General features: G+C 50.9%; 19 protein-coding genes. 5 read left to right on the plus strand and 14 right to left on the minus strand.

The features are described 5' to 3' along the window. Positions 1-55: 55 nt before the first annotated feature. A complete protein-coding gene (uvrC, locus tag ABLV08_RS11330) occupies positions 56-1,888 on the minus strand; it encodes an excinuclease ABC subunit UvrC (protein ID WP_125992495.1) in 1,833 nt (610 codons plus the stop codon). Next, complete coding sequence (gene uvrY, locus ABLV08_RS11335) at positions 1,885-2,541, minus strand: UvrY/SirA/GacA family response regulator transcription factor (protein WP_015705978.1); 657 nt, start codon at positions 2,539-2,541, stop codon at positions 1,885-1,887. The genes uvrC and uvrY overlap by 4 nt, the downstream gene beginning before the upstream one ends. Before the next feature lie 465 nt (positions 2,542-3,006). Here uvrY and ABLV08_RS11340 point away from each other — a divergent pair, with 465 nt between their 5' ends. After that, on the plus strand, positions 3,007-3,231 hold the full coding sequence (locus ABLV08_RS11340; protein ID WP_015365908.1) for a DUF2594 family protein: 225 nt from the start codon (positions 3,007-3,009) through the stop codon (positions 3,229-3,231). Between the two features lie 68 nt (positions 3,232-3,299). On the opposite strand, the gene sdiA is transcribed toward ABLV08_RS11340, so the two are convergent. From sdiA to tcyJ, 5 genes are all read right to left on the minus strand, one after another. Further along, positions 3,300-4,022: a transcriptional regulator SdiA gene (gene sdiA / locus ABLV08_RS11345; protein WP_020078446.1), complete on the minus strand. Its 723-nt coding sequence runs from the start codon at positions 4,020-4,022 to the stop codon at positions 3,300-3,302. A 235-nt stretch (positions 4,023-4,257) separates the two neighbouring features. Further along, entirely contained in the window at positions 4,258-5,010 is a 753-nt protein-coding gene (gene tcyN, locus ABLV08_RS11350; RefSeq protein ID WP_020078445.1) for an L-cystine ABC transporter ATP-binding protein TcyN, read from the minus strand. Beyond that, complete coding sequence (gene tcyL, locus ABLV08_RS11355) at positions 5,007-5,675, minus strand: cystine ABC transporter permease (protein ID WP_020078444.1); 669 nt, start codon at positions 5,673-5,675, stop codon at positions 5,007-5,009. The genes tcyN and tcyL overlap by 4 nt, the downstream gene beginning before the upstream one ends. Positions 5,676-5,690: 15 nt before the next feature. After that, a complete protein-coding gene (gene dcyD, locus ABLV08_RS11360) occupies positions 5,691-6,677 on the minus strand; it encodes a D-cysteine desulfhydrase (protein ID WP_015365903.1) in 987 nt (328 codons plus the stop codon). Between the two features lie 94 nt (positions 6,678-6,771). Beyond that, complete coding sequence (gene tcyJ / locus ABLV08_RS11365; RefSeq protein WP_015365902.1) at positions 6,772-7,572, minus strand: cystine ABC transporter substrate-binding protein; 801 nt, start codon at positions 7,570-7,572, stop codon at positions 6,772-6,774. A 201-nt stretch (positions 7,573-7,773) separates the two neighbouring features. Here tcyJ and amyA point away from each other — a divergent pair, with 201 nt between their 5' ends. Further along, positions 7,774-9,261 carry an alpha-amylase gene (amyA, locus tag ABLV08_RS11370; protein ID WP_045365625.1) on the plus strand — a complete coding sequence of 496 codons (1,488 nt, stop codon included), beginning with the start codon at positions 7,774-7,776 and terminating at the stop codon, positions 9,259-9,261. Positions 9,262-9,301: 40 nt separating this feature from the next. Here amyA and yedD read toward each other — a convergent pair whose 3' ends face one another. Beyond that, positions 9,302-9,721: a lipoprotein YedD gene (gene yedD, locus ABLV08_RS11375; RefSeq protein WP_026612265.1), complete on the minus strand. Its 420-nt coding sequence runs from the start codon at positions 9,719-9,721 to the stop codon at positions 9,302-9,304. Positions 9,722-10,175: 454 nt separating this feature from the next. Between yedD and rcsA the strand changes: the two genes are divergently transcribed. After that, positions 10,176-10,808 carry a transcriptional regulator RcsA gene (rcsA, locus tag ABLV08_RS11380; protein WP_020078442.1) on the plus strand — a complete coding sequence of 211 codons (633 nt, stop codon included), beginning with the start codon at positions 10,176-10,178 and terminating at the stop codon, positions 10,806-10,808. A gap of 41 nt (positions 10,809-10,849) precedes the next feature. Here rcsA and dsrB read toward each other — a convergent pair whose 3' ends face one another. Continuing rightward, the gene (gene dsrB / locus ABLV08_RS11385; RefSeq protein WP_015365898.1) at positions 10,850-11,038 is read right to left on the minus strand and encodes a protein DsrB; all 189 of its coding nucleotides are present in this window, start codon (positions 11,036-11,038) and stop codon (positions 10,850-10,852) included. Between the two features lie 134 nt (positions 11,039-11,172). Between dsrB and yodD the strand changes: the two genes are divergently transcribed. Next, entirely contained in the window at positions 11,173-11,400 is a 228-nt protein-coding gene (gene yodD / locus ABLV08_RS11390; RefSeq protein WP_032705990.1) for a YodD family peroxide/acid resistance protein, read from the plus strand. Positions 11,401-11,726: 326 nt separating this feature from the next. On the opposite strand, the gene dgcQ is transcribed toward yodD, so the two are convergent. The 3 genes from dgcQ to ABLV08_RS11405 form a co-directional block, all read right to left on the minus strand. Continuing rightward, a complete protein-coding gene (gene dgcQ, locus ABLV08_RS11395; protein WP_015365896.1) occupies positions 11,727-13,394 on the minus strand; it encodes a cellulose biosynthesis regulator diguanylate cyclase DgcQ in 1,668 nt (555 codons plus the stop codon). Positions 13,395-13,493: 99 nt separating this feature from the next. Then, the gene (locus ABLV08_RS11400) at positions 13,494-13,673 is read right to left on the minus strand and encodes a DUF2158 domain-containing protein (protein ID WP_015365895.1); all 180 of its coding nucleotides are present in this window, start codon (positions 13,671-13,673) and stop codon (positions 13,494-13,496) included. A gap of 76 nt (positions 13,674-13,749) precedes the next feature. Further along, positions 13,750-14,661 (minus strand): DUF808 family protein, encoded by a 912-nt coding sequence (locus ABLV08_RS11405; RefSeq protein WP_348855850.1) that lies wholly within the window; start codon positions 14,659-14,661, stop codon positions 13,750-13,752. A gap of 183 nt (positions 14,662-14,844) precedes the next feature. Here ABLV08_RS11405 and yedA point away from each other — a divergent pair, with 183 nt between their 5' ends. Beyond that, positions 14,845-15,756 (plus strand): drug/metabolite exporter YedA, encoded by a 912-nt coding sequence (gene yedA / locus ABLV08_RS11410; RefSeq protein ID WP_015365893.1) that lies wholly within the window; start codon positions 14,845-14,847, stop codon positions 15,754-15,756. Here the strand turns inward: yedA and ABLV08_RS11415 are convergent. Together ABLV08_RS11415 and ABLV08_RS11420 are read right to left on the minus strand one after the other, a co-directional pair. After that, positions 15,731-16,216 (minus strand): very short patch repair endonuclease, encoded by a 486-nt coding sequence (locus tag ABLV08_RS11415; RefSeq protein WP_348855852.1) that lies wholly within the window; start codon positions 16,214-16,216, stop codon positions 15,731-15,733. The two genes, yedA and ABLV08_RS11415, sit on opposite strands and share 26 nt — an antisense overlap. Next, positions 16,200-17,621 carry a DNA cytosine methyltransferase gene (locus tag ABLV08_RS11420; RefSeq protein WP_348855854.1) on the minus strand — a complete coding sequence of 474 codons (1,422 nt, stop codon included), beginning with the start codon at positions 17,619-17,621 and terminating at the stop codon, positions 16,200-16,202. The genes ABLV08_RS11415 and ABLV08_RS11420 overlap by 17 nt, the downstream gene beginning before the upstream one ends. Positions 17,622-17,633: the final 12 nt, after the last annotated feature.

Here is a 17,633-nt window from a genome sequence, read left to right on the forward strand (position 1 = left end):
TAACGGGTAACTGTATGTTGTAAGTGTTAATTAGCCCTATGGTGCTACAGAGCCCCTAATGTTTCAACGAGTAGTAGATCTTTTCTGCCAGTCCGTGAGATATACCCGGTACTTGCGCAATTTCCTCTACGCTGGCTTTCTGCAACCCCTGCAGACCGCCCATATATTTCAACAACATTTGTCGGCGTTTCGGGCCAACACCTTCAATCGTCTCAAGCGTACTGGTACTTTTCACCTTCGCCCGTTTTTTACGATGCCCTGAGATAGCGTGATCGTGGGATTCGTCGCGAATGTGCTGGATAACATGCAGAGCAGGAGAATCCGGCGGCAGACTAAAGCCCTCACCTTCTGGCTCAAAGAACAACGTCTCCAGCCCGGCTTTACGATCGCTCCCCTTCGCCACCCCCAGTAGCAGCGGATGATTTTTATCCCATGGCACATCCAGTTCGGCAAACACGGCTTTGGCCTGACCAAGCTGGCCCTTACCGCCGTCGATCAGGATAACGTCCGGGATTTTATTCTCTTCAATTGCTTTACCGTACCGGCGTCGTAATACCTGATTCATGGCCGCGTAATCATCACCAGGGGTAATACCGGTAATATTGTAGCGGCGGTATTCCGCCCGTAGCGGACCATTGCTATCGAACACCACGCAGGATGCGACGGTTTGCTCCCCCATGGTATGGCTGATATCAAAGCACTCCATCCGCGTCACCGCCGGCAGCTTAAGTAGTGTCGCCAGAGCCTGCAGACGTTGGCTGATCGTTGATTGTTGCGACAGTTTGGTCGTAAGCGCAACGGCGGCGTTGGTGCGCGCCAGCTTCAGATAGCGCGCGCGGTCTCCGCGGGGTTTAGTCTGCACATTCACCCGACGACCGGCCAGCTCGGACAACGAATCCGCAAGCAGGGTTTTATCGCTCAAGTTGAAATCGAGTAAAATTTCCCCCGGTAAGGTTCGCATCTGGCTGCCCTGTAGATAGAACTGCCCCACAAAGGTTTCCACTACCTCACCCAACTCAGTGCCACCCGGAACTTTCGGGAAATAACTGCGGCTACCGAGAACCTTACCCTGGCGAATAAACAGCACATGCACACAGGCCATTCCGGCATCAAAAGCCACGCCGATAACATCCAGATCGTCACCATTATTGGAAACGAACTGTTTCTCCGTCACCCGACGTACCGCCTGGATCTGATCGCGGATGCGGGCGGCTTCTTCAAATTCAAGCGCCTGGCTGGCCTTTTCCATCCGGGCAATCAGTTGCGTCAATACCTGATCGTCTTTCCCGGCGAGAAACAGCCGCACGTATTCTACCTGCTGCTGGTACTCTTCTTCACTTACCAGTCCGGCGACGCACGGTCCTAAACAACGGCCAATTTGATATTGCAGACAGGGACGAGAGCGATTGCGGTATACGCTGTTTTCACATTGGCGAATGGGGAAAATTTTTTGCAGCAGCGCGAGCGTTTCGCGAACGGCATAGCCGTTAGGGAATGGACCAAAATATTCGCCTTTGGCGTGTTTAGCGCCACGGTGCATCGCCAGTCGTGGATGGGTATCGCCGCTGAGGAAAATAAAGGGATAGGATTTATCGTCACGCAGCAGCACGTTATAACGCGGTTGATACAGCTTGATGTAGTTATGCTCAAGCAGCAGCGCTTCCGTTTCGGTATGGGTAACGGTCACGTCAATTTGCGCGATCAACGCCACCAGAGCCTCGGTTTTACGCGAAGCCAGGTTGCTGCGAAAATAGCTGCTAAGGCGCTTTTTCAGATCTTTTGCTTTGCCAACATAAATGACGGTACCACCAGCATCATACATACGATAGACGCCCGGTTGGCTGGTCACCGTCTTGAGGAAAGCTTTTGCGTCAAAAACATCACTCACTGACTTGCTAACGACTCCGCATTGCACAGGCCATGGCGAATTGCCAGGTGAGTTAGCTCCACATCGCCATGAATGTTTAATTTGCTGAACATTCGATAACGATAGCTATTCACCGTCTTGGGACTCAGATTTAACTGTTCTGAGATCTCATTGACCTTTTGGCCCTTAGTGATCATCAGCATAATCTGCAACTCACGTTCAGACAAACTGGCAAACGGTGATTCCGTTTTTTCCGGTTCAATCTGACTGAGCGCCATCTGTTGGGCGATATCGGAAGCGATATAACGTTGACCCGAAGCAACACAACGAATCGCATTTACCACTTCCTGCGGGGCAGCGCCTTTACTTAAGTAACCGGCGGCGCCAGCCTGCATGACCTTCGCAGGCAGCGGATTTTCAGTATGCACGGTCAACATGATCACTTTGGTATCGACAATGGAGCGCGCGATTTTTCGTGTCGCTTCAAGCCCCCCAATACCAGGCATGTTCATATCCATCAGGACGACGTCCACAGGATTCGCACGGCACCACTTAACGGCATCCTCGCCGCAGCAGGCCTCACCGACAACTTTAATCCCTTTTATATCTTCCAGAATGCGTCGTATCCCTGCGCGCACTAGTTCGTGGTCATCAACAAGAAGTACGTTGATCAAAGGAATAATCTCCAGAATTAGGGATAACGCTACTGATAGTTTATCTCCCATATATTACCGGGTTTTATCGTAACTTTAAAAGCCCAAAAAGTGTCCTGAAGAAGATTTCCCTCCCATTTATGGCAATTTGTCTCCACACCAGGTGGAAACCTATACAGAACATATAGTTGGATTATGTTTCTTTTTTAACATTCACCCTACAGAAGGCGCAAAAAAAGCAACAGAACGGGTTGCGGATTAATAGGATTCGAAAGATGTAACAATAATTAACTTCCGCCAAAAGCGGCGGAAAATATTAACGATGAGCACTTAGATGAACAGATATTATTCAGTAAATTTAACCGCTCAGCGCGCAACATCAGCAACACAAATCACGCGCTCCTTTTTTTTCTACCGCTTGTGGTATACTGCGCCGCCTTAACATTTAGTATTGCGCAACAGCGCTGATAGCAAACGAGGATATCGATGAGCACACCAGATTTTTCCACTGCAGAAAATAATCAACAGCTGGCGCAGGAAGTCTCCTGCCTGAAAGCCCTACTGACGCTAATGCTTCAGGCTATGGGTCAGGCAGATGCTGGCCGCGTGATTATTAAAATGGAAAAGCAAATCGCGCAGATGGAAGATGAGGCTCAGGCTGCCGTATTCTCCAGCACCGTTAAGCAAATTAAACAAGCTTACCGTCAGTAAGAAAGGACCGGCTGAAAGCGATCGCTGACAGCCGGTTTCACGTCTGACACGCAGAACGAGCGATTCGCTCAAATTAATCCTGTTGCGACGGCATAACAGGCAATTTGCGTTTTGTTGGGGGCGTTAAATTTCCGCTGCATATTCTTCTGATGAAAATTGACCGTATTTTCTGAAATAGACAATATCATCGCCACCTCTGCCGAGGTCTTTCCTTCTGCGGTCCATTTTAGGATCTCCAGCTCGCGCCGGCTAAACTTCATCTCCGGCGGCATCACCATTTCATCCTCCAGCCGCAGCAACGCCAGCAGGCTAAGCTCGGTCAGCGTTCTTAGACGTAACTCTAATTCGTCCTCGTGATACGGACCCGGCTGCGCATTTTTAGCAGAAACCGATAAGAAGCCCAACGCATGATTTGGCAAGGTCAGACACTGCGTCACGCCTTTATTTAAACCATGATCGCGCGCGCCATTCCACAATTCTGGGGTCTCGCAAAAAAGCTGGTCATTCCATGGTAGATGTCCACGAAGAAAATTTTCTCTGCGTAATACCGGATCAATAGCAAAATAATTCTCCGCCTGATAATGTGACATCCAGGCCTGAGGATAAGTTGATTGCAACGTCAGTTTCGGGCGTGTAAAAGGCACCGGATGGCGCACACAGAGTGCGTAGTAGTCGTATTCCAGTTCTTCTGTTTGCTGTTGGAGAAGGTTATAAACCGAATCCCCATCATGAGTTGACTGGAATTGTTGCAGCATTTCCCGCCGCCAGCTGAAAAAATCAATGTCCCTCATAGCCTACCAAATAACCCCTGATTGATAATCATTATTATAAATACATAAAACTAACACATAAATCTTATTTATATGTATAAAATAACGTAGCCATCGCATTATTCGATTTTCGCTGACGATTATTTATCGAACTAAGGAAGAAAATATGTTCTGCCTCGCCAGCAACGGCGGTGATTGGCAGGTTGTCCGATCGCGGTCCCCAGCCAATTGTGAGGACCACGATGAGAGAGAAGTGTTACTGCATGAGAAATTTTTCGAGGAACTGGCGCGTACGAGGTTGCTGCGGGTTAGCAAATAGCTCTCTGGCCTTACCTTGTTCGACGATACGCCCCTGATCCATGAAAATGGCGCGGTCGGCGACATCGCGAGCGAAACTCATCTCATGGGTGACAATAACCATGGTGCGCTTTTCCTGCGCCAGTTGACGGATGGTGTTGAGTACCTCGCCCACTAACTCTGGATCCAATGCAGAAGTTGGCTCATCAAAAAGAATAACATCCGGGCGCATTGCTAACGCGCGGGCAATCGCCACACGCTGCTGCTGCCCGCCGGATAAACGACGCGGATAGCTATTCTCTTTTCCCGACAACCCTACCTTTGCCAGCAGTTCACGCGCCAGAGAAATGGCCTCGTTCTTATCTTCGCCTTTTACGATAACCGGCCCTTCAATAATATTTTCCAGCACCGTACGATGCGGGAAAAGATTGAAGTTCTGGAACACAAAGCCAACATGCTGTCGCAGACGGCGGATCAACCCTTTTTGCTGGCCAATACTACGCGAAGTATCGATAGTCACATCGCCTACGCGAATGGTACCGCTTTCGGGGTATTCAAGCAGGTTAATGCTGCGCAACAGCGTGGTTTTACCAGAGCCGCTCGGGCCGATAATCGCCACGACCTCCCCTTCCTGAACCTCGAGATCGATACCGTGCAGCACGGTCTGCCCGTGGAATTTCTTCACCAGTTTTTTGACTTCAATCGCACTCATTTTGGATCACGCTCCTGGCGATTCAGCTGATTTTCAAAATAATTCTGCAAGGTGGATAGTACGGTCGCCATCACCCAATAGATCAGCGAGGCGGCCAGATACATCGTAAATACTTCCAGCGTACGTGAGGTAATTAACTGTGCCTGGCGGAATAGTTCCGGTACCTGAATCGTCGCCGCCAGCGAAGTATCTTTGACAAGGCTGATAAAGCTGTTAGAGAGCGGCGGCAGCGCCACGCGGGCAGCCTGCGGTAAAATAGCCCGTCGCAAGGTCTGCCACGGCGTCATACCGATACTCGCTGCCGCTTCCCACTGCCCTTTATCTATAGAGGCAATCGCCGCTCGCAACGTTTCCGCCGCATAGGCCGCGGTGTTCAATGACAGGCCAATCATCGCCGCCGGAATCGGATCCAACTCAATGCCGAACTGCGGCAGACCGTAATAGATCATAAACAGTTGAGCAATCAACGGAGTTCCGCGGAAAATGGAGATATACATCCGCGCCAGCCATCTGATCGGCCAGATGGACGACATGCGCATCAGTGCGAGGATAAATCCCAGCAGCAGGCCGAAGAACATGCCACCGATGCTCAGTTGTAACGTAAAAACCGCGCCCTTTAACAGGTATGGTGCGGAATCAATGACCAGTTGGATACTTTCGTGCATTCGATTTATTCTGCATTAGACGTGCGGATGATAAGCAAACAGCGCGGGCGCGCCACCGGTATGGATAAACAGAATCGGCCCCTCATCCTTAAAGCGGTTCTGATTAATGCCGTCAATCAGCCCGGCCATGGCCTTTCCGGTATAAACCGGATCCAGCAGGATACCTTCCAGCTGCGCCAGCAGTTTCACCGCTTCCATGCCTTCTTCATTGGGCGTACCGTATCCGGGAGCAAAATAATCATCCCACAAGGTAATCTCCGCTTTGGCCTGCAGCTCAAGACTGTTGGCAACGGCCTGCTGCAGCGTCACCACCTTAGGCAACTGGTCGGCAACGCTACGTGACACGGTCACCCCTATTAATTCTGCATTTGGCATCAGCTGTTCCAGGCCTACCGCCAGCCCGGCATGAGTACCCGCGCTGCCGGAGGCAACCACTACCGAAGAGATCTCCACCGCTCCTTCACATTGCTGGGCGATTTCCAGTGCGCTTTCGACATAACCTAACGCGCCCAGGGCGTTAGATCCGCCAACCGGAATGACATAAGGCCGGTATCCCTGAGCTTCAATACGTGTCGCCAGCTCTTCAAGCTGCGCGTTGGGATCGGTCAATGCATCACACATCTCAACCTGAGTATTGAACAGATCCAGCAGCAGGCGGTTACCGTTAGTCAGATAATTTTCAGCACGCGTGCCTATCGGATTTTCCAACAACGCGACGCAGTGCAACCCCAGTTTCGCAGCCACGGCTGCCGTCTGGCGCACATGGTTCGATTGAATCGCCCCTGCGGTGATCAGCGTATCAGCTCCCTCGCGCAGCGCATCGGCGGCGAGGAACTCCAGCTTACGCAGTTTATTTCCTCCCATCGCCATGGGGGTGACATCATCGCGTTTTATAAAAATATCCCGTCCGAGATGATCGGACAGGCGTGGTAGATATTCCAGCGGCGTCGGCGCGCCAATAAACTCCAGGCGCGGAAAACGCGTTAAATTTTGTAGTGACATGGCACCTCCAGACTCAGTTATCCTTATTATGCACGCAGTTGCTGGCGAAATAAAAAAAGGCGCCGTTATCAGCGCCTTTTTTCATCTTCAGACGTTACTTAGTGACGTCAGCACCAAACCATTTTTCTGAAAGCGCCTTCAGGCTGCCATCTTTCTGCATATCTGCAATAGCGGTGTCCACCGCTTTCAGCAGATCTTCATTTCCTTTACGTAACGCCACCCCGGACTCCTGACGGGAGAATGCTTCACCGGTTACAGCCAGAGTGTTGTTCGTTTTCTTGACCAAATCCAACGCTGCCAGACGGTCAACCAAAATGGCGTCAATACGGCCTACGCGCAGGTCCTGATATTTTGTCGGGTCATCATCATAGGTGCGGATATCAACGCCCTGTACGTTCTGGCGCAACCACTCTTCATAATTGGTACCCAGACCAACGCCGACTTTTTTACCTTTCAGGTCCGCCGCGGTTTTAATCACGCCTTCGTTACCCTTTTTCACCAGCGCCTGAACACCAGAAATAGTATAAGGGGTGGAGAAGTCGTATTTTTTCTTGCGCTGGTCGGAAATAGTGACCTGGTTAATCACCACATCAATACGTTTAGAATCGAGAGAAGCCAGCATGCCGTCCCATTTGGTGGGTTTGAGATCGGCTTTCACCCCGATGTGTTTCGCCAGTTCATTGGCAAACTCAACTTCAAAACCGGTCAATTTGCCATCATCGCCTTGATAACTAAACGGCGGGTATGTACCTTCCAGGCCAACGCGTAGCGTGCCGCGCTCTTTGACCTGATTAAGCAGATTTTCAGCGGCGAAGGTTTTCACGCTTACACCAGCCATCAATGCTACGGCCATTGCGCCCATCAGCGCCTGACGACCCAGAAGTGCTAATTTCATAGATACCCCGAATATAATGAGATTTTCGTGTAGTGTAAGGCGTTTAGCAGCAGCCTACCAACATCTATCCGCTACATCTTATGCCAATTTATTATATATGCGGCCATTTAGGGTATAGCGAAAAAGCAACGAAATTATTCATATTTGCCAGTTATCTCCCATACTGCAAAGGTCAGCTTGATGACGCCAGGAGCATGGAAGATGAAAAATCCCACGTTGTTGCAATGTTTTCACTGGTATTACCCGGAAGGCGGCGAGTTATGGCGGGAAGTAGAAGCCCTTGCGCCAAATCTCAATGAAATTGGCATTAATATGATTTGGTTGCCGCCCGCCTATAAGGGCGCTTCCGGCGGTTATTCAGTTGGCTACGATAGTTACGATCTTTTCGACCTCGGTGAATTCGATCAGAAAGGATCGGTTGCCACCAAATACGGCGATAAAGCTCAGCTGTTAGCGGCGATTAATGCGCTAAAAGAACATCAAATTGCTGTACTTCTTGATGTCGTAGTAAACCACAAGATGGGCGCCGATGAGAAAGAACGCATCCGCGTACAACGCGTTGATGAACAGGACCGCACGCAAATCGCGGAAGAAATCATCGAATGTGAAGCCTGGACCCGCTATACCTTTCCGGGCCGCGGTGGCAAATATTCACAATTTATCTGGGACTATAAATGTTTTAGCGGTATCGACCATATCGAAAATCCCGATGAAGATGGCGTATTCAAAGTTGTTAATGACTACACCGGCGATGGCTGGAACGATCAGGTCGACGATGAAATGGGCAACTTCGATTATCTCATGGGCGAAAATATCGATTTCCGTAACCATGCCGTGACCGAAGAGATAAAATATTGGGCCCGCTGGGTCATTGAACAGACCGGCTGCGATGGTTTCCGCCTGGATGCCGTCAAACACATTCCGGCATGGTTTTATAAAGAGTGGATTGAGCATGTACAGGGGTCCACCGATAAACCGCTATTCATTGTTGCCGAATACTGGTCACACGAGGTGGATAAGCTACAGCAGTACATCGACCTTGTTGACGGTAATACCATGCTGTTTGATGCGCCGCTGCAGATGAAATTCCATGAAGCCTCGCGTCAGGGCCGCGATTACGACATGAGTCAAATCTTCACCGGGACGCTGGTGGAAGCCGACCCATTCCATGCGGTCACGTTGGTCACAAATCATGACACCCAACCGCTTCAGGCGCTGGAAGCGCCGGTCGAGGCCTGGTTTAAGCCGTTAGCCTATGCGCTGATTTTACTGCGTGAAAACGGTGTTCCCTCGGTATTTTACGCCGACCTGTTTGGCGCAAGTTATGAAGATACCGGCGGAGATGGCCAGACATACTCCATCGAGATGCCGGTTATCGAGCAGCTTCACGAACTCATCGATGCGCGTCAGCGTTTCGCCCACGGCGTACAAACGCTGTGGTTCGATCATCCTAACTGTATCGCCTTCAGCCGCAGCGGCACCGATGAACATCCTGGCTGCGTAGTGGTGCTCTCCAACGGCGACGATGGCGAGAAAACGTTACCGCTTGGCGAGAATTATGCAAATAAACGCTGGAAGGATTTTCTCAATAATCGACAAGAGGTTATTGAGACTGATGACGAGGGCAATGCCGTATTCACCTGTAATGCAGGCAGCGTAAGCGTGTGGGTGATTGAAGAGGTGCTTTGAGGTCAGCGGGCTGGCTTTATAGCCGGTCCGCCAACATCGATTACTGCGCGGTCGTACTCGCCGTCTGGTTCTTTTTCCAGGCCTGCTCGCATTCCGGCGTTAAGCGTTCAACACGGGTTAACGTCATTCGATCGTATTCCAGCGTGTTTCCAGTACGTTCAATAGGATAAATATCGAGGCTGCTGGTCACATTATAAACCTGATTGTCGCGGTTCATTAATTTTCCCGGCTCAGCAATTACCCGCTGCCACTGACGGCAATCGAGAGTATCTCCGTCTTTGGTAACGATAAACGTCGCTATCGCCTCAGGACTTACCATTGCGCTCTGCGGTCCCTTCGATTGCCAGAACCCTTCCAGCCCTGCAGGCGCCGGCGCTTTGACCACCGCCTCATAGGTATCAACCTGAACGCATCCGGCCAGGGTAAGCAGCGCGCCAGCCATAACAATCTTTTTCATCATCCATCCCACAAACCGATAAAAAAGTATTGTGGCATTAAAGCGTTAAGGCCGCCACCCCTGCGCGATGCTCCCGTTGCTTAGCCTCGCCTTCAATCTCAGCGTTTATTCTTACCGATTATTATTAGTTGTATGAAACCTGAATGACAAATGCATTTTTTGAATAGAATATAGCCAGCGCCAATTTAATAGGCTGCCCCTCCATAAGGATAATCCGAAAATAAATTACAATTCTGGCGATGATATGCCGCGACACCGGGCATTATTACTGTCAGGGTCTGTTTATTCTTTTTCTATGGCTTTACTTTGAGAATATTCCTGGCAAATTATGAGTATTATTAGCAAATAGTTTAGCTTGGCTAATGCTTTCCGCATAAAGTCAGGTGTTACAAAAATGGACTTCATCACACGGCCTGGGCCAGATGAATTATCGTTACGTGTTGATTGAGGATGGGTCATGTCAACGATTATCATGGATTTGTGCAGCTATACCCGGCTAGGTTTAACCGGATATCTGGCAAGCCGGGGAATAAAGAAGCGCGATATCATTGAGGTGCGTAGCGCACAGATTTTGAAAGAGCGCTGCGAATCGCTGCGTCCGGCGGTTGTGTTTCTCAACGAGGACTGTTTTATACATCACGAAGAGAGCAACCAACTTATCCGCGACATCATTACCACCTACCCCGATACTCTATTTGTTATTTTTATGTCGCTGGCCAACATCCATTTTGATCACTATTTACTGGTACGCAAGAATTTACTTATCAGCTCAAAATCCCTTACGCCGAAAGACCTTGATAACATACTGGGTAATTATCTGCAGACCGATAGCGCCAATAATCTAAACCAATTACGCACCCGCATTCCCACTCTATCGCTCAGTCAGGCCGAATCGAATATGCTGCAAATGTGGATGGCCGGCCACGCTACTTCACATATTTCCAGGCAGATGAATATCAAAGCAAAAACCGTTTCGTCACATAAAGGTAATATTAAGAAAAAAATCCAGACGCACAATAAACAGGTGATTTACCACATTGTTCGGTTGGCTGAAAACATTACTTCCGGCATTTACGTCAATATGCGCTGATGGCAAACTGGCGGCGATTACCGCCAGTTTCTGAATGGGGCCTACTCTGCTTTCTCAACAAAGATGCCGTCCGGGTGCCCCACTTCATTGAAAAACCAGATCCCCAGCGGGTAATCTTCCAGCGCCACAAGATACATGGTTCCTTCACTAAACGACTCAATTGCCAGTACTACCCCCGATCGACGTGGGCCACCGTCGGTCTTTACCGTGACACGATCGTTTACCTGCATAACTCGCCTCCTCTCGTTTTGAGCCAGTGTAGAACAAAAGCTGACTTCACGCAGCGTTCAGCCAGCGCAACTGGCGTTTTTATAGACCGTCTATACTTAAAGAGGCCCTTTCAGAGCCGAGCGAGGTAGTGATGATGAAATCCGCTAAAGACCACGGTGTGATGAATACCGACGGGATTGACGTTAATGTCGATGCCCTGCTGGCGGCGATCAATGAGATTAGCGAAAGCGAAGTACATCGTAGTGAAGATGATCCGCATCATGTCAGTATCGATGGCCGTGATGAACACACATGGCGCGAGCTGGCCGAAGCCTTTGAGCTTGATATTCATGACTTTAGCGTTACTGAAGCCAATCGCTAAGCTCAGATGAAAAAAAACCCGACTCGCAGGAGTCGGGATCAAACTTGCTAATGCAAGAAGCACTTGAAAATTCGTTACACCGGGAAATCCGATGCATGGAAGACATTATCCTCAATTATTTTGCATGACAAGAAGTATTCATGATGAGAATTATTGAGAAATGCGGCTTATATGTACAACCTATTTAATAACCCAGGCGCGACAAGGCTTGCCTGTTATCGTTCTTTTACGAACGGTATGCTTGCGCCATGCATTTTTTAAGAATTTTCCCATACCGAAGAGCAACAACACGGCAATAAAGGTGAGCATCCTCACATTACCAGGCCCTACCCAGCCGAACAAACCCGATTACGTCCATTCTGCTTTGCCAGATACAGGCGATGATCGGCAATCGACTGCAGCTCCTCAAAGTTAAACTCATCTGATGTTTCGCTACTACTGATCCCCAGCGAGGCGCTGATCCGCAAACTAACGCTATTGTGCAACAATATCTCCCGGCTATGGATACGCAGACGAATACGCTCAGCAATCGCACGCGCTTGCGGCAGTTGGGTATTGGGTAGAACGATACAGAACTCTTCACCACCAACGCGTCCGGCAATATCCTGCTCGCGAATCTGTCCCATAATAGTACTGCCAACCAACGTCAAAACACGGTCCCCTGCCTGGTGACCATGTTTATCATTGATGCCTTTAAAATAATCCAGATCCAGCTGTATGACGGATATCGGTTGATTATTCCGCCGGCAGCTTCGGGCCGCCGCGATCGCCCGTTCAAACAGAGCGCCGCGATTTAGCAGCCGCGTTAATGCGTCATGCCAGGCCTGCCACTCAAGGGACGCCTGCAACACGCTCATGTTGATGACCATACGGCGAATAACCCCCCACGACACAATCAACATGAGGGTAAACATTAACCACATCAGGGTCAGTGCGATGGAAATCGTCCCGAAATCACCACGCACTCCTTCCTTCAAAGTATGAATATGCAACAGTACGCCGTCAAAGTTGCGGATCTTTTCCCAACTGATATAGCGAGTTAACTGACGTATGCCGCCATGGTTATCATTGGTCAACGCATAACGAAGTTGTTCTTGTTCCTTTGGCGAGAGCGGCGTCAGGACATCATCCGGCGCCGAAGAGGCGAGCAAATTGAGCTGCTTGTCATACAGTTGATACTCGCCCATTTGCCCTCCTTTTACCGCACTGACCAGAAAATTCTGCAGGTCGCGGATGGAAAAATCCATCGCCAGCACCCCCAGCCAGTAGTGCTCATAATCAAGAGGGATCGAGGCCGTAACCACCTGCGGTTGCGTATACCCGTCTTCTTGTTGAGTCGTTTGCCAGAGGATCCCTCGCCCTGGATTATCACGCTGGGTTTGCCGCATAAACCATGCTGACCCCGTATCTCGCGAGAACTGCGCCAGCACCTGGCTGGAACTGCGCGGGGCATCGGTAGTGGTATAAAACCCGCTGCGAGAAACGTAGGACATGCGCTCGCTGAAAATTCTGTTGTTATTGGTCAAACGCAGAAGATAGCCCAGCTCAAGGGTAGCCATCAGTTCATTGCTGGCCTGAGGATTATTACGCGACAACAGATCATCAGCGTCGACAAAAGAATCTGAAACCCCGTATACCGTCAGAGTACGCCGGTTGTTTAGCTCGACTGACCAGATGGGATCATGACGTTTACTGATGTACTCCTGTTCGGCCCGGCGCAGAATGGCGAAATCCAGCGGATTCTCCAGTGCTGATTGCATGCTGTTGCGAAAAAAGAGCAGACGATTGAGATTAAATTGCAACAGCCCATCCATTTCATGGGCCACGTTCTCAAGATTATTACGTTGGTTGGCGACGTAGGCTTCTTCCAGTACGCGGATTTCTCGCCAGATGAGCAACGTTGAAAAGAACAGCACCACGATGAAACAGATATTGACCACTCGCCCCGGATTGAAGAGGCGATGAAACTTTTTTGGCCAGAGCGGCTTATCCATTATTTACTCGCAGTACGGTCAAAGAAACCAACAACATCAACGCTCCTTGTCCGAACGTAATCAATATTAAAAGCGCCCGCACCAGCGGGCGCTGCACATCTAATTATGCTGCGAATGTTGCCCTTCGCCGCGGACCAACTCATCTTCACGGAAGGCTTCACGCTGTACGACCTGTCCGTCATACCACCGGCACTCGACCATATCGTCGGCAATGCCGGTGACGACCATTCGCGGCCCGCCATTTTTTCGTCTGACTTCATCACTGACCAACAAGACCATTTTTGCCTCCGGTATCAGGAAGAAACTGTTTCACCTTAGACGACCCCGGCCCATTTTGCGTAGCCGGCGCAGGGATTTATTTCGCTTTACCGCGTAACGCGGTGATAGCTTTAACGACGCCAAAGACGATAGCGCCAATGATAAATCCTAGCACCAGATTAGCGGCCACAGGCAATGTGGATGCCAGCATTCCGCTTAGCCCATGGGCAAAATTCTCGATGAAATGATGCAGCGGCGCTACGCCGTGAACCACGATACCGCCGCCAACCAGAAACATCGCCAGGGTACCGACGAAAGTCAGAATTTTCATCAATCGCGGCGCGATGGCCAGGAGCGCTTTTCCAACCCACTGCGCCAGTGCGCTTTTCTTCTCCGCCAGCCAATATCCCATGTCATCGAGCTTAACAATGACGCCCACCAGGCCATAAACCCCAACGGTCACGAGAATGGCGATGCCGGATAAAATCAGGATCTGATTAAGCAATGGCGCATCAGCTACAATACCCAGGGTAATCGCGACGATTTCGGCTGATAAGATAAAGTCGGTACGGATCGCCCCTTTTACTTTATCGCGCTCAAAGGCCTGCGGATCCTGGGCTGCAAGCGTTTCCAGCCGCTGCTTGCGCAATTTCGGATCCTCCTTATTCTTGCGCGCGTGCAGGTTATGCAGCACTTTTTCAAAGCCTTCAAAGCAGAGAAATGCGCCGCCCAGCATCAATAGCGGCGTAATGGCCCAGGGAATAAAGGCGCTGATGAGTAACGCCAGCGGCACCAGAATCACTTTATTCAGGAACGAGCCTTTTGCCACTCCCCATACCACCGGGAGCTCGCGGTTGGCTCTTACGCCTGTGACCTGCTGCGCATTGAGAGAAAGATCATCGCCCAGTACGCCAGCCGTTTTCTTGGCCGCCAGTTTTCCCATGACGGAGATATCGTCCAGCAGCGTGGCAATATCGTCCAATAAGGTTAAAAGACTACTTCCCGCCAAAATGTGCTTCCTTCAATTTCTGTTTATGAAACATAGAGTATGAGGCAAAAGCGCCCTCTCGCCCAGAGATGTCATTAGTCAACAAAAATATAACAAAAAAAGCACATTGAAAGCGCTCGCCAGCACGTTAGTTTTCACGTTAACTATATGTTCCCTTTCTATCTCTTTTCGTCGCGAGGAAGTATGTCTACCCGTCAGCTGTTACCCCTTATCGGCGCGCTGTTTGCGCTGTATATCATTTGGGGTTCAACCTATTTTGCTATCGCTATTGGCGTTGCCAGCTGGCCGCCGTTGATGATGGCCGGGATCCGCTTTCTCTCTGCCGGCGGCGTGTTGCTTATCTATTTACTGGCCACCGGCCATAAACTCCCGGCCCGCCGGCCGCTACTTAATGCGGCCCTGATAGGCATCCTGTTGCTTGCCGTCGGCAATGGCTTCGTCACCCTTGCAGAACATCAGCATGTACCATCAGGCATCGCAGCGGTGATGGTCGCCACCGTACCGCTGTTTACGCTCTGCTTCAGCCGTTTTTTTGGCATTGCTACGCGCAAGCTGGAATGGTTCGGTATTGCGATCGGTCTGGCGGGAATAGTGATGCTCAATAGCGGCGGCAACCTCAGTGGCAATCCCTGGGGCGCATTGCTGATTCTGATTGGTTCCCTGAGCTGGGCATTTGGCTCGGTTTACGGTTCCCGTATTGAATTACCAACCGGGATGATGGCGGGCGCGATTGAAATGCTGGCGGCAGGGATGGTGCTTTCCGCGGCATCCTGGTTCTCAGGCGAAAAACTCGCTCAAATGCCCTCCTGGTCTGGAATATTTGCCGTTGCGTATCTGGCCATTTTTGGCTCGCTTATCGCCATCAACGCCTATATGTATCTGATACGTAACGTAACGCCGGCGGTTGCTACCAGCTATGCCTATGTCAATCCGGTTGTCGCCGTGCTGCTGGGGACCGGATTTGGCGGCGAAAGTCTCTCATTTATCGAATGGCTGGCGCTGGCGGTGATTATTTTCGCGGTCGTGCTGGTGACACTAGGTAAATATCTCTTCCCTGCCCGCTCAACCGTTACGCCTTGTCAATCGGATCGATAAAACCGATTCCCTGAGTGTCGATCTGCGCGCAATCGCCACCGCCGCAGATCCACTCCTCCAGACGATCGCATAAAGCCTCATCGCTTAATTTCTGCCGCCCGCGGAGCGCGCACTCCCAGACAATCAGCACCCGCCAGCCTTGTGCTAACAACATCGCTAGATCGCGGCGATCGCGCTGCACGTTAGCGCCAATCTTTTTCAGCCAGAAATCGGTACGGGTCGCCGGTACTTTAAACAGATAACAGTGATGATGATGCCAAAAGCAGCCATGGGTGAAAATAACGCAGCGGTAGTCAGACAGCAGAAAATCAGGCCGCCCCGGTAGCGATGCCTCCTGAACGCGAAAAGTGAATCCGGCCTGCGTTAGCAGCGCCGCCAGCCGCTTCTCAATTGCCGTATCGCGGGTCGCGATAGCGCGCATATTTTTACTACGGGTGCCCTTATCATGAACGTCCGCCATCGCTATCTCCTGCAACGCGCCGCTTTACCGCCTCGGAAATTCGCGGCGCCAGCAGCTTCGCTACCGCGGCAAACACCGGAACAATCACCGAGTTGCCGAACTGGCGATAGGCCTGGGTATCGGAAACCGGAATACGAAAACGGTATTCTCCAGGGGCTTCGAACCCCATCAACCGTGCGCATTCACGCGGCGTTAAACGCCGCGGGCGGCGCTGTTGATTTTGTGGATCGTCAAAGTGCTTTTCGCCCAATGGCTTATCCCAACCGCGATCGACCAGAATCTCAGCGCCATCTTTGTAGTAGCGCGCCGAAAGCGTTCGCGCAACGCTGCCTGGATTGGTCGGGTCGACCAGACCGTAGCCAAAACCGTTGCCACGCGCCTGGTGTTTACGCGCGTAACGGTAGAGATATTTCCATAAAACCGGCGTCAGGATGAATTTAGCATCGACGGTAGGATCCAATAACTCGCCAAAGGTCGGCCGCTGCGGCGGGTACAGGCTGGCGATATCGCGCAGCGTAAATCCTTCATGCAATTGTAAATCGCGACGGAAACCCACCAGCACGATACGCTCACGGTGTTGGGGTAAGAAATGACGCCCATCGATCACTTTTGGATCATCGACGCCCGCATGATCGGCATCCGCCACCTCATAGCCTAGTTCATCCAGCGTCTGCATGATAATACGGAAGGTTCTTCCTTGATCGTGGCTCTTCAGATTCTTGACGTTTTCCAGCACGAAGATCGGCGGACGGTGGGCGGCAATAATTCTAACGACATCAAAAAACAGCGTTCCCTGAGTTTCACAGGCAAAACCATGAGCGCGCCCCATGGCATTTTTCTTGGATACTCCCGCGAGCGAAAAAGGCTGACAGGGGAAGCCCGCGAGCAGTACATCATGTTGCGGGATCGCCTCACGGATAGACTTCGCCGCCTCTTCATCACTGATATCGGCGCGCTGGCTGAGAGTGATTTCGCGGATATCGGCGTTAAAGCTGTGCTCTTGCGGATCGCAATACCAGTTAGCTTTATAGGTACGTACGGCGTGTTTATTCCACTCGCTGGTAAATACGCACTGCCCACCAATAGCTTCAAAGCCGTGACGAATGCCGCCGATGCCGGCGAAGAGATCGATAAAACGAAAGGCATAGTCCGGATGATGGCGCGGCGGGGCCGGTAACAGGCTCGCCAGATGAGCGCACTCCGCGTTAGTCAATCTACTTGCCGCACGGCTCACCGTCGCCACCCGTTTGAGTATCGCCGGGCTCCAGTGCTGGTCGCCAACCGCGACCAGCTGTGCGACCAGGGTTTTGACATCATATATCGTCATCAGCTGGCGCAACAACGCCTGCGCGTGTTCCCCTGACGGTAAAGACAGGAGGTTTTTTTGGGATAAATTTTGCGGCATAACCTCAACCAG

Source organism: Klebsiella sp. CN_Kp088 (genome assembly GCF_040064335.1).
GTDB lineage: Bacteria > Pseudomonadota > Gammaproteobacteria > Enterobacterales > Enterobacteriaceae > Klebsiella > Klebsiella aerogenes.

What these genes read in the sequence shown, in the direction of transcription:
- ABLV08_RS11340 (WP_015365908.1), top strand. Translation starts at nt 3,007, where the DNA reads ATGAGCACACCAGATTTTTCCACTGCAGAAAATAATCAACAGCTGGCG.
- sdiA (WP_020078446.1), bottom strand. Translation starts at nt 4,022, where the DNA reads ATGAGGGACATTGATTTTTTCAGCTGGCGGCGGGAAATGCTGCAACAA.
- tcyN (WP_020078445.1), bottom strand. Translation starts at nt 5,010, where the DNA reads ATGAGTGCGATTGAAGTCAAAAAACTGGTGAAGAAATTCCACGGGCAG.
- tcyL (WP_020078444.1), bottom strand. Translation starts at nt 5,675, where the DNA reads ATGCACGAAAGTATCCAACTGGTCATTGATTCCGCACCATACCTGTTA.
- dcyD (WP_015365903.1), bottom strand. Translation starts at nt 6,677, where the DNA reads ATGTCACTACAAAATTTAACGCGTTTTCCGCGCCTGGAGTTTATTGGC.
- tcyJ (WP_015365902.1), bottom strand. Translation starts at nt 7,572, where the DNA reads ATGAAATTAGCACTTCTGGGTCGTCAGGCGCTGATGGGCGCAATGGCC.
- amyA (WP_045365625.1), top strand. Translation starts at nt 7,774, where the DNA reads ATGAAAAATCCCACGTTGTTGCAATGTTTTCACTGGTATTACCCGGAA.
- yedD (WP_026612265.1), bottom strand. Translation starts at nt 9,721, where the DNA reads ATGATGAAAAAGATTGTTATGGCTGGCGCGCTGCTTACCCTGGCCGGA.
- rcsA (WP_020078442.1), top strand. Translation starts at nt 10,176, where the DNA reads ATGTCAACGATTATCATGGATTTGTGCAGCTATACCCGGCTAGGTTTA.
- dsrB (WP_015365898.1), bottom strand. Translation starts at nt 11,038, where the DNA reads ATGCAGGTAAACGATCGTGTCACGGTAAAGACCGACGGTGGCCCACGT.
- yodD (WP_032705990.1), top strand. Translation starts at nt 11,173, where the DNA reads ATGAAATCCGCTAAAGACCACGGTGTGATGAATACCGACGGGATTGAC.
- dgcQ (WP_015365896.1), bottom strand. Translation starts at nt 13,394, where the DNA reads ATGGATAAGCCGCTCTGGCCAAAAAAGTTTCATCGCCTCTTCAATCCG.
- ABLV08_RS11400 (WP_015365895.1), bottom strand. Translation starts at nt 13,673, where the DNA reads ATGGTCTTGTTGGTCAGTGATGAAGTCAGACGAAAAAATGGCGGGCCG.
- yedA (WP_015365893.1), top strand. Translation starts at nt 14,845, where the DNA reads ATGTCTACCCGTCAGCTGTTACCCCTTATCGGCGCGCTGTTTGCGCTG.
- ABLV08_RS11415 (WP_348855852.1), bottom strand. Translation starts at nt 16,216, where the DNA reads ATGGCGGACGTTCATGATAAGGGCACCCGTAGTAAAAATATGCGCGCT.
- ABLV08_RS11420 (WP_348855854.1), bottom strand. Translation starts at nt 17,621, where the DNA reads ATGCCGCAAAATTTATCCCAAAAAAACCTCCTGTCTTTACCGTCAGGG.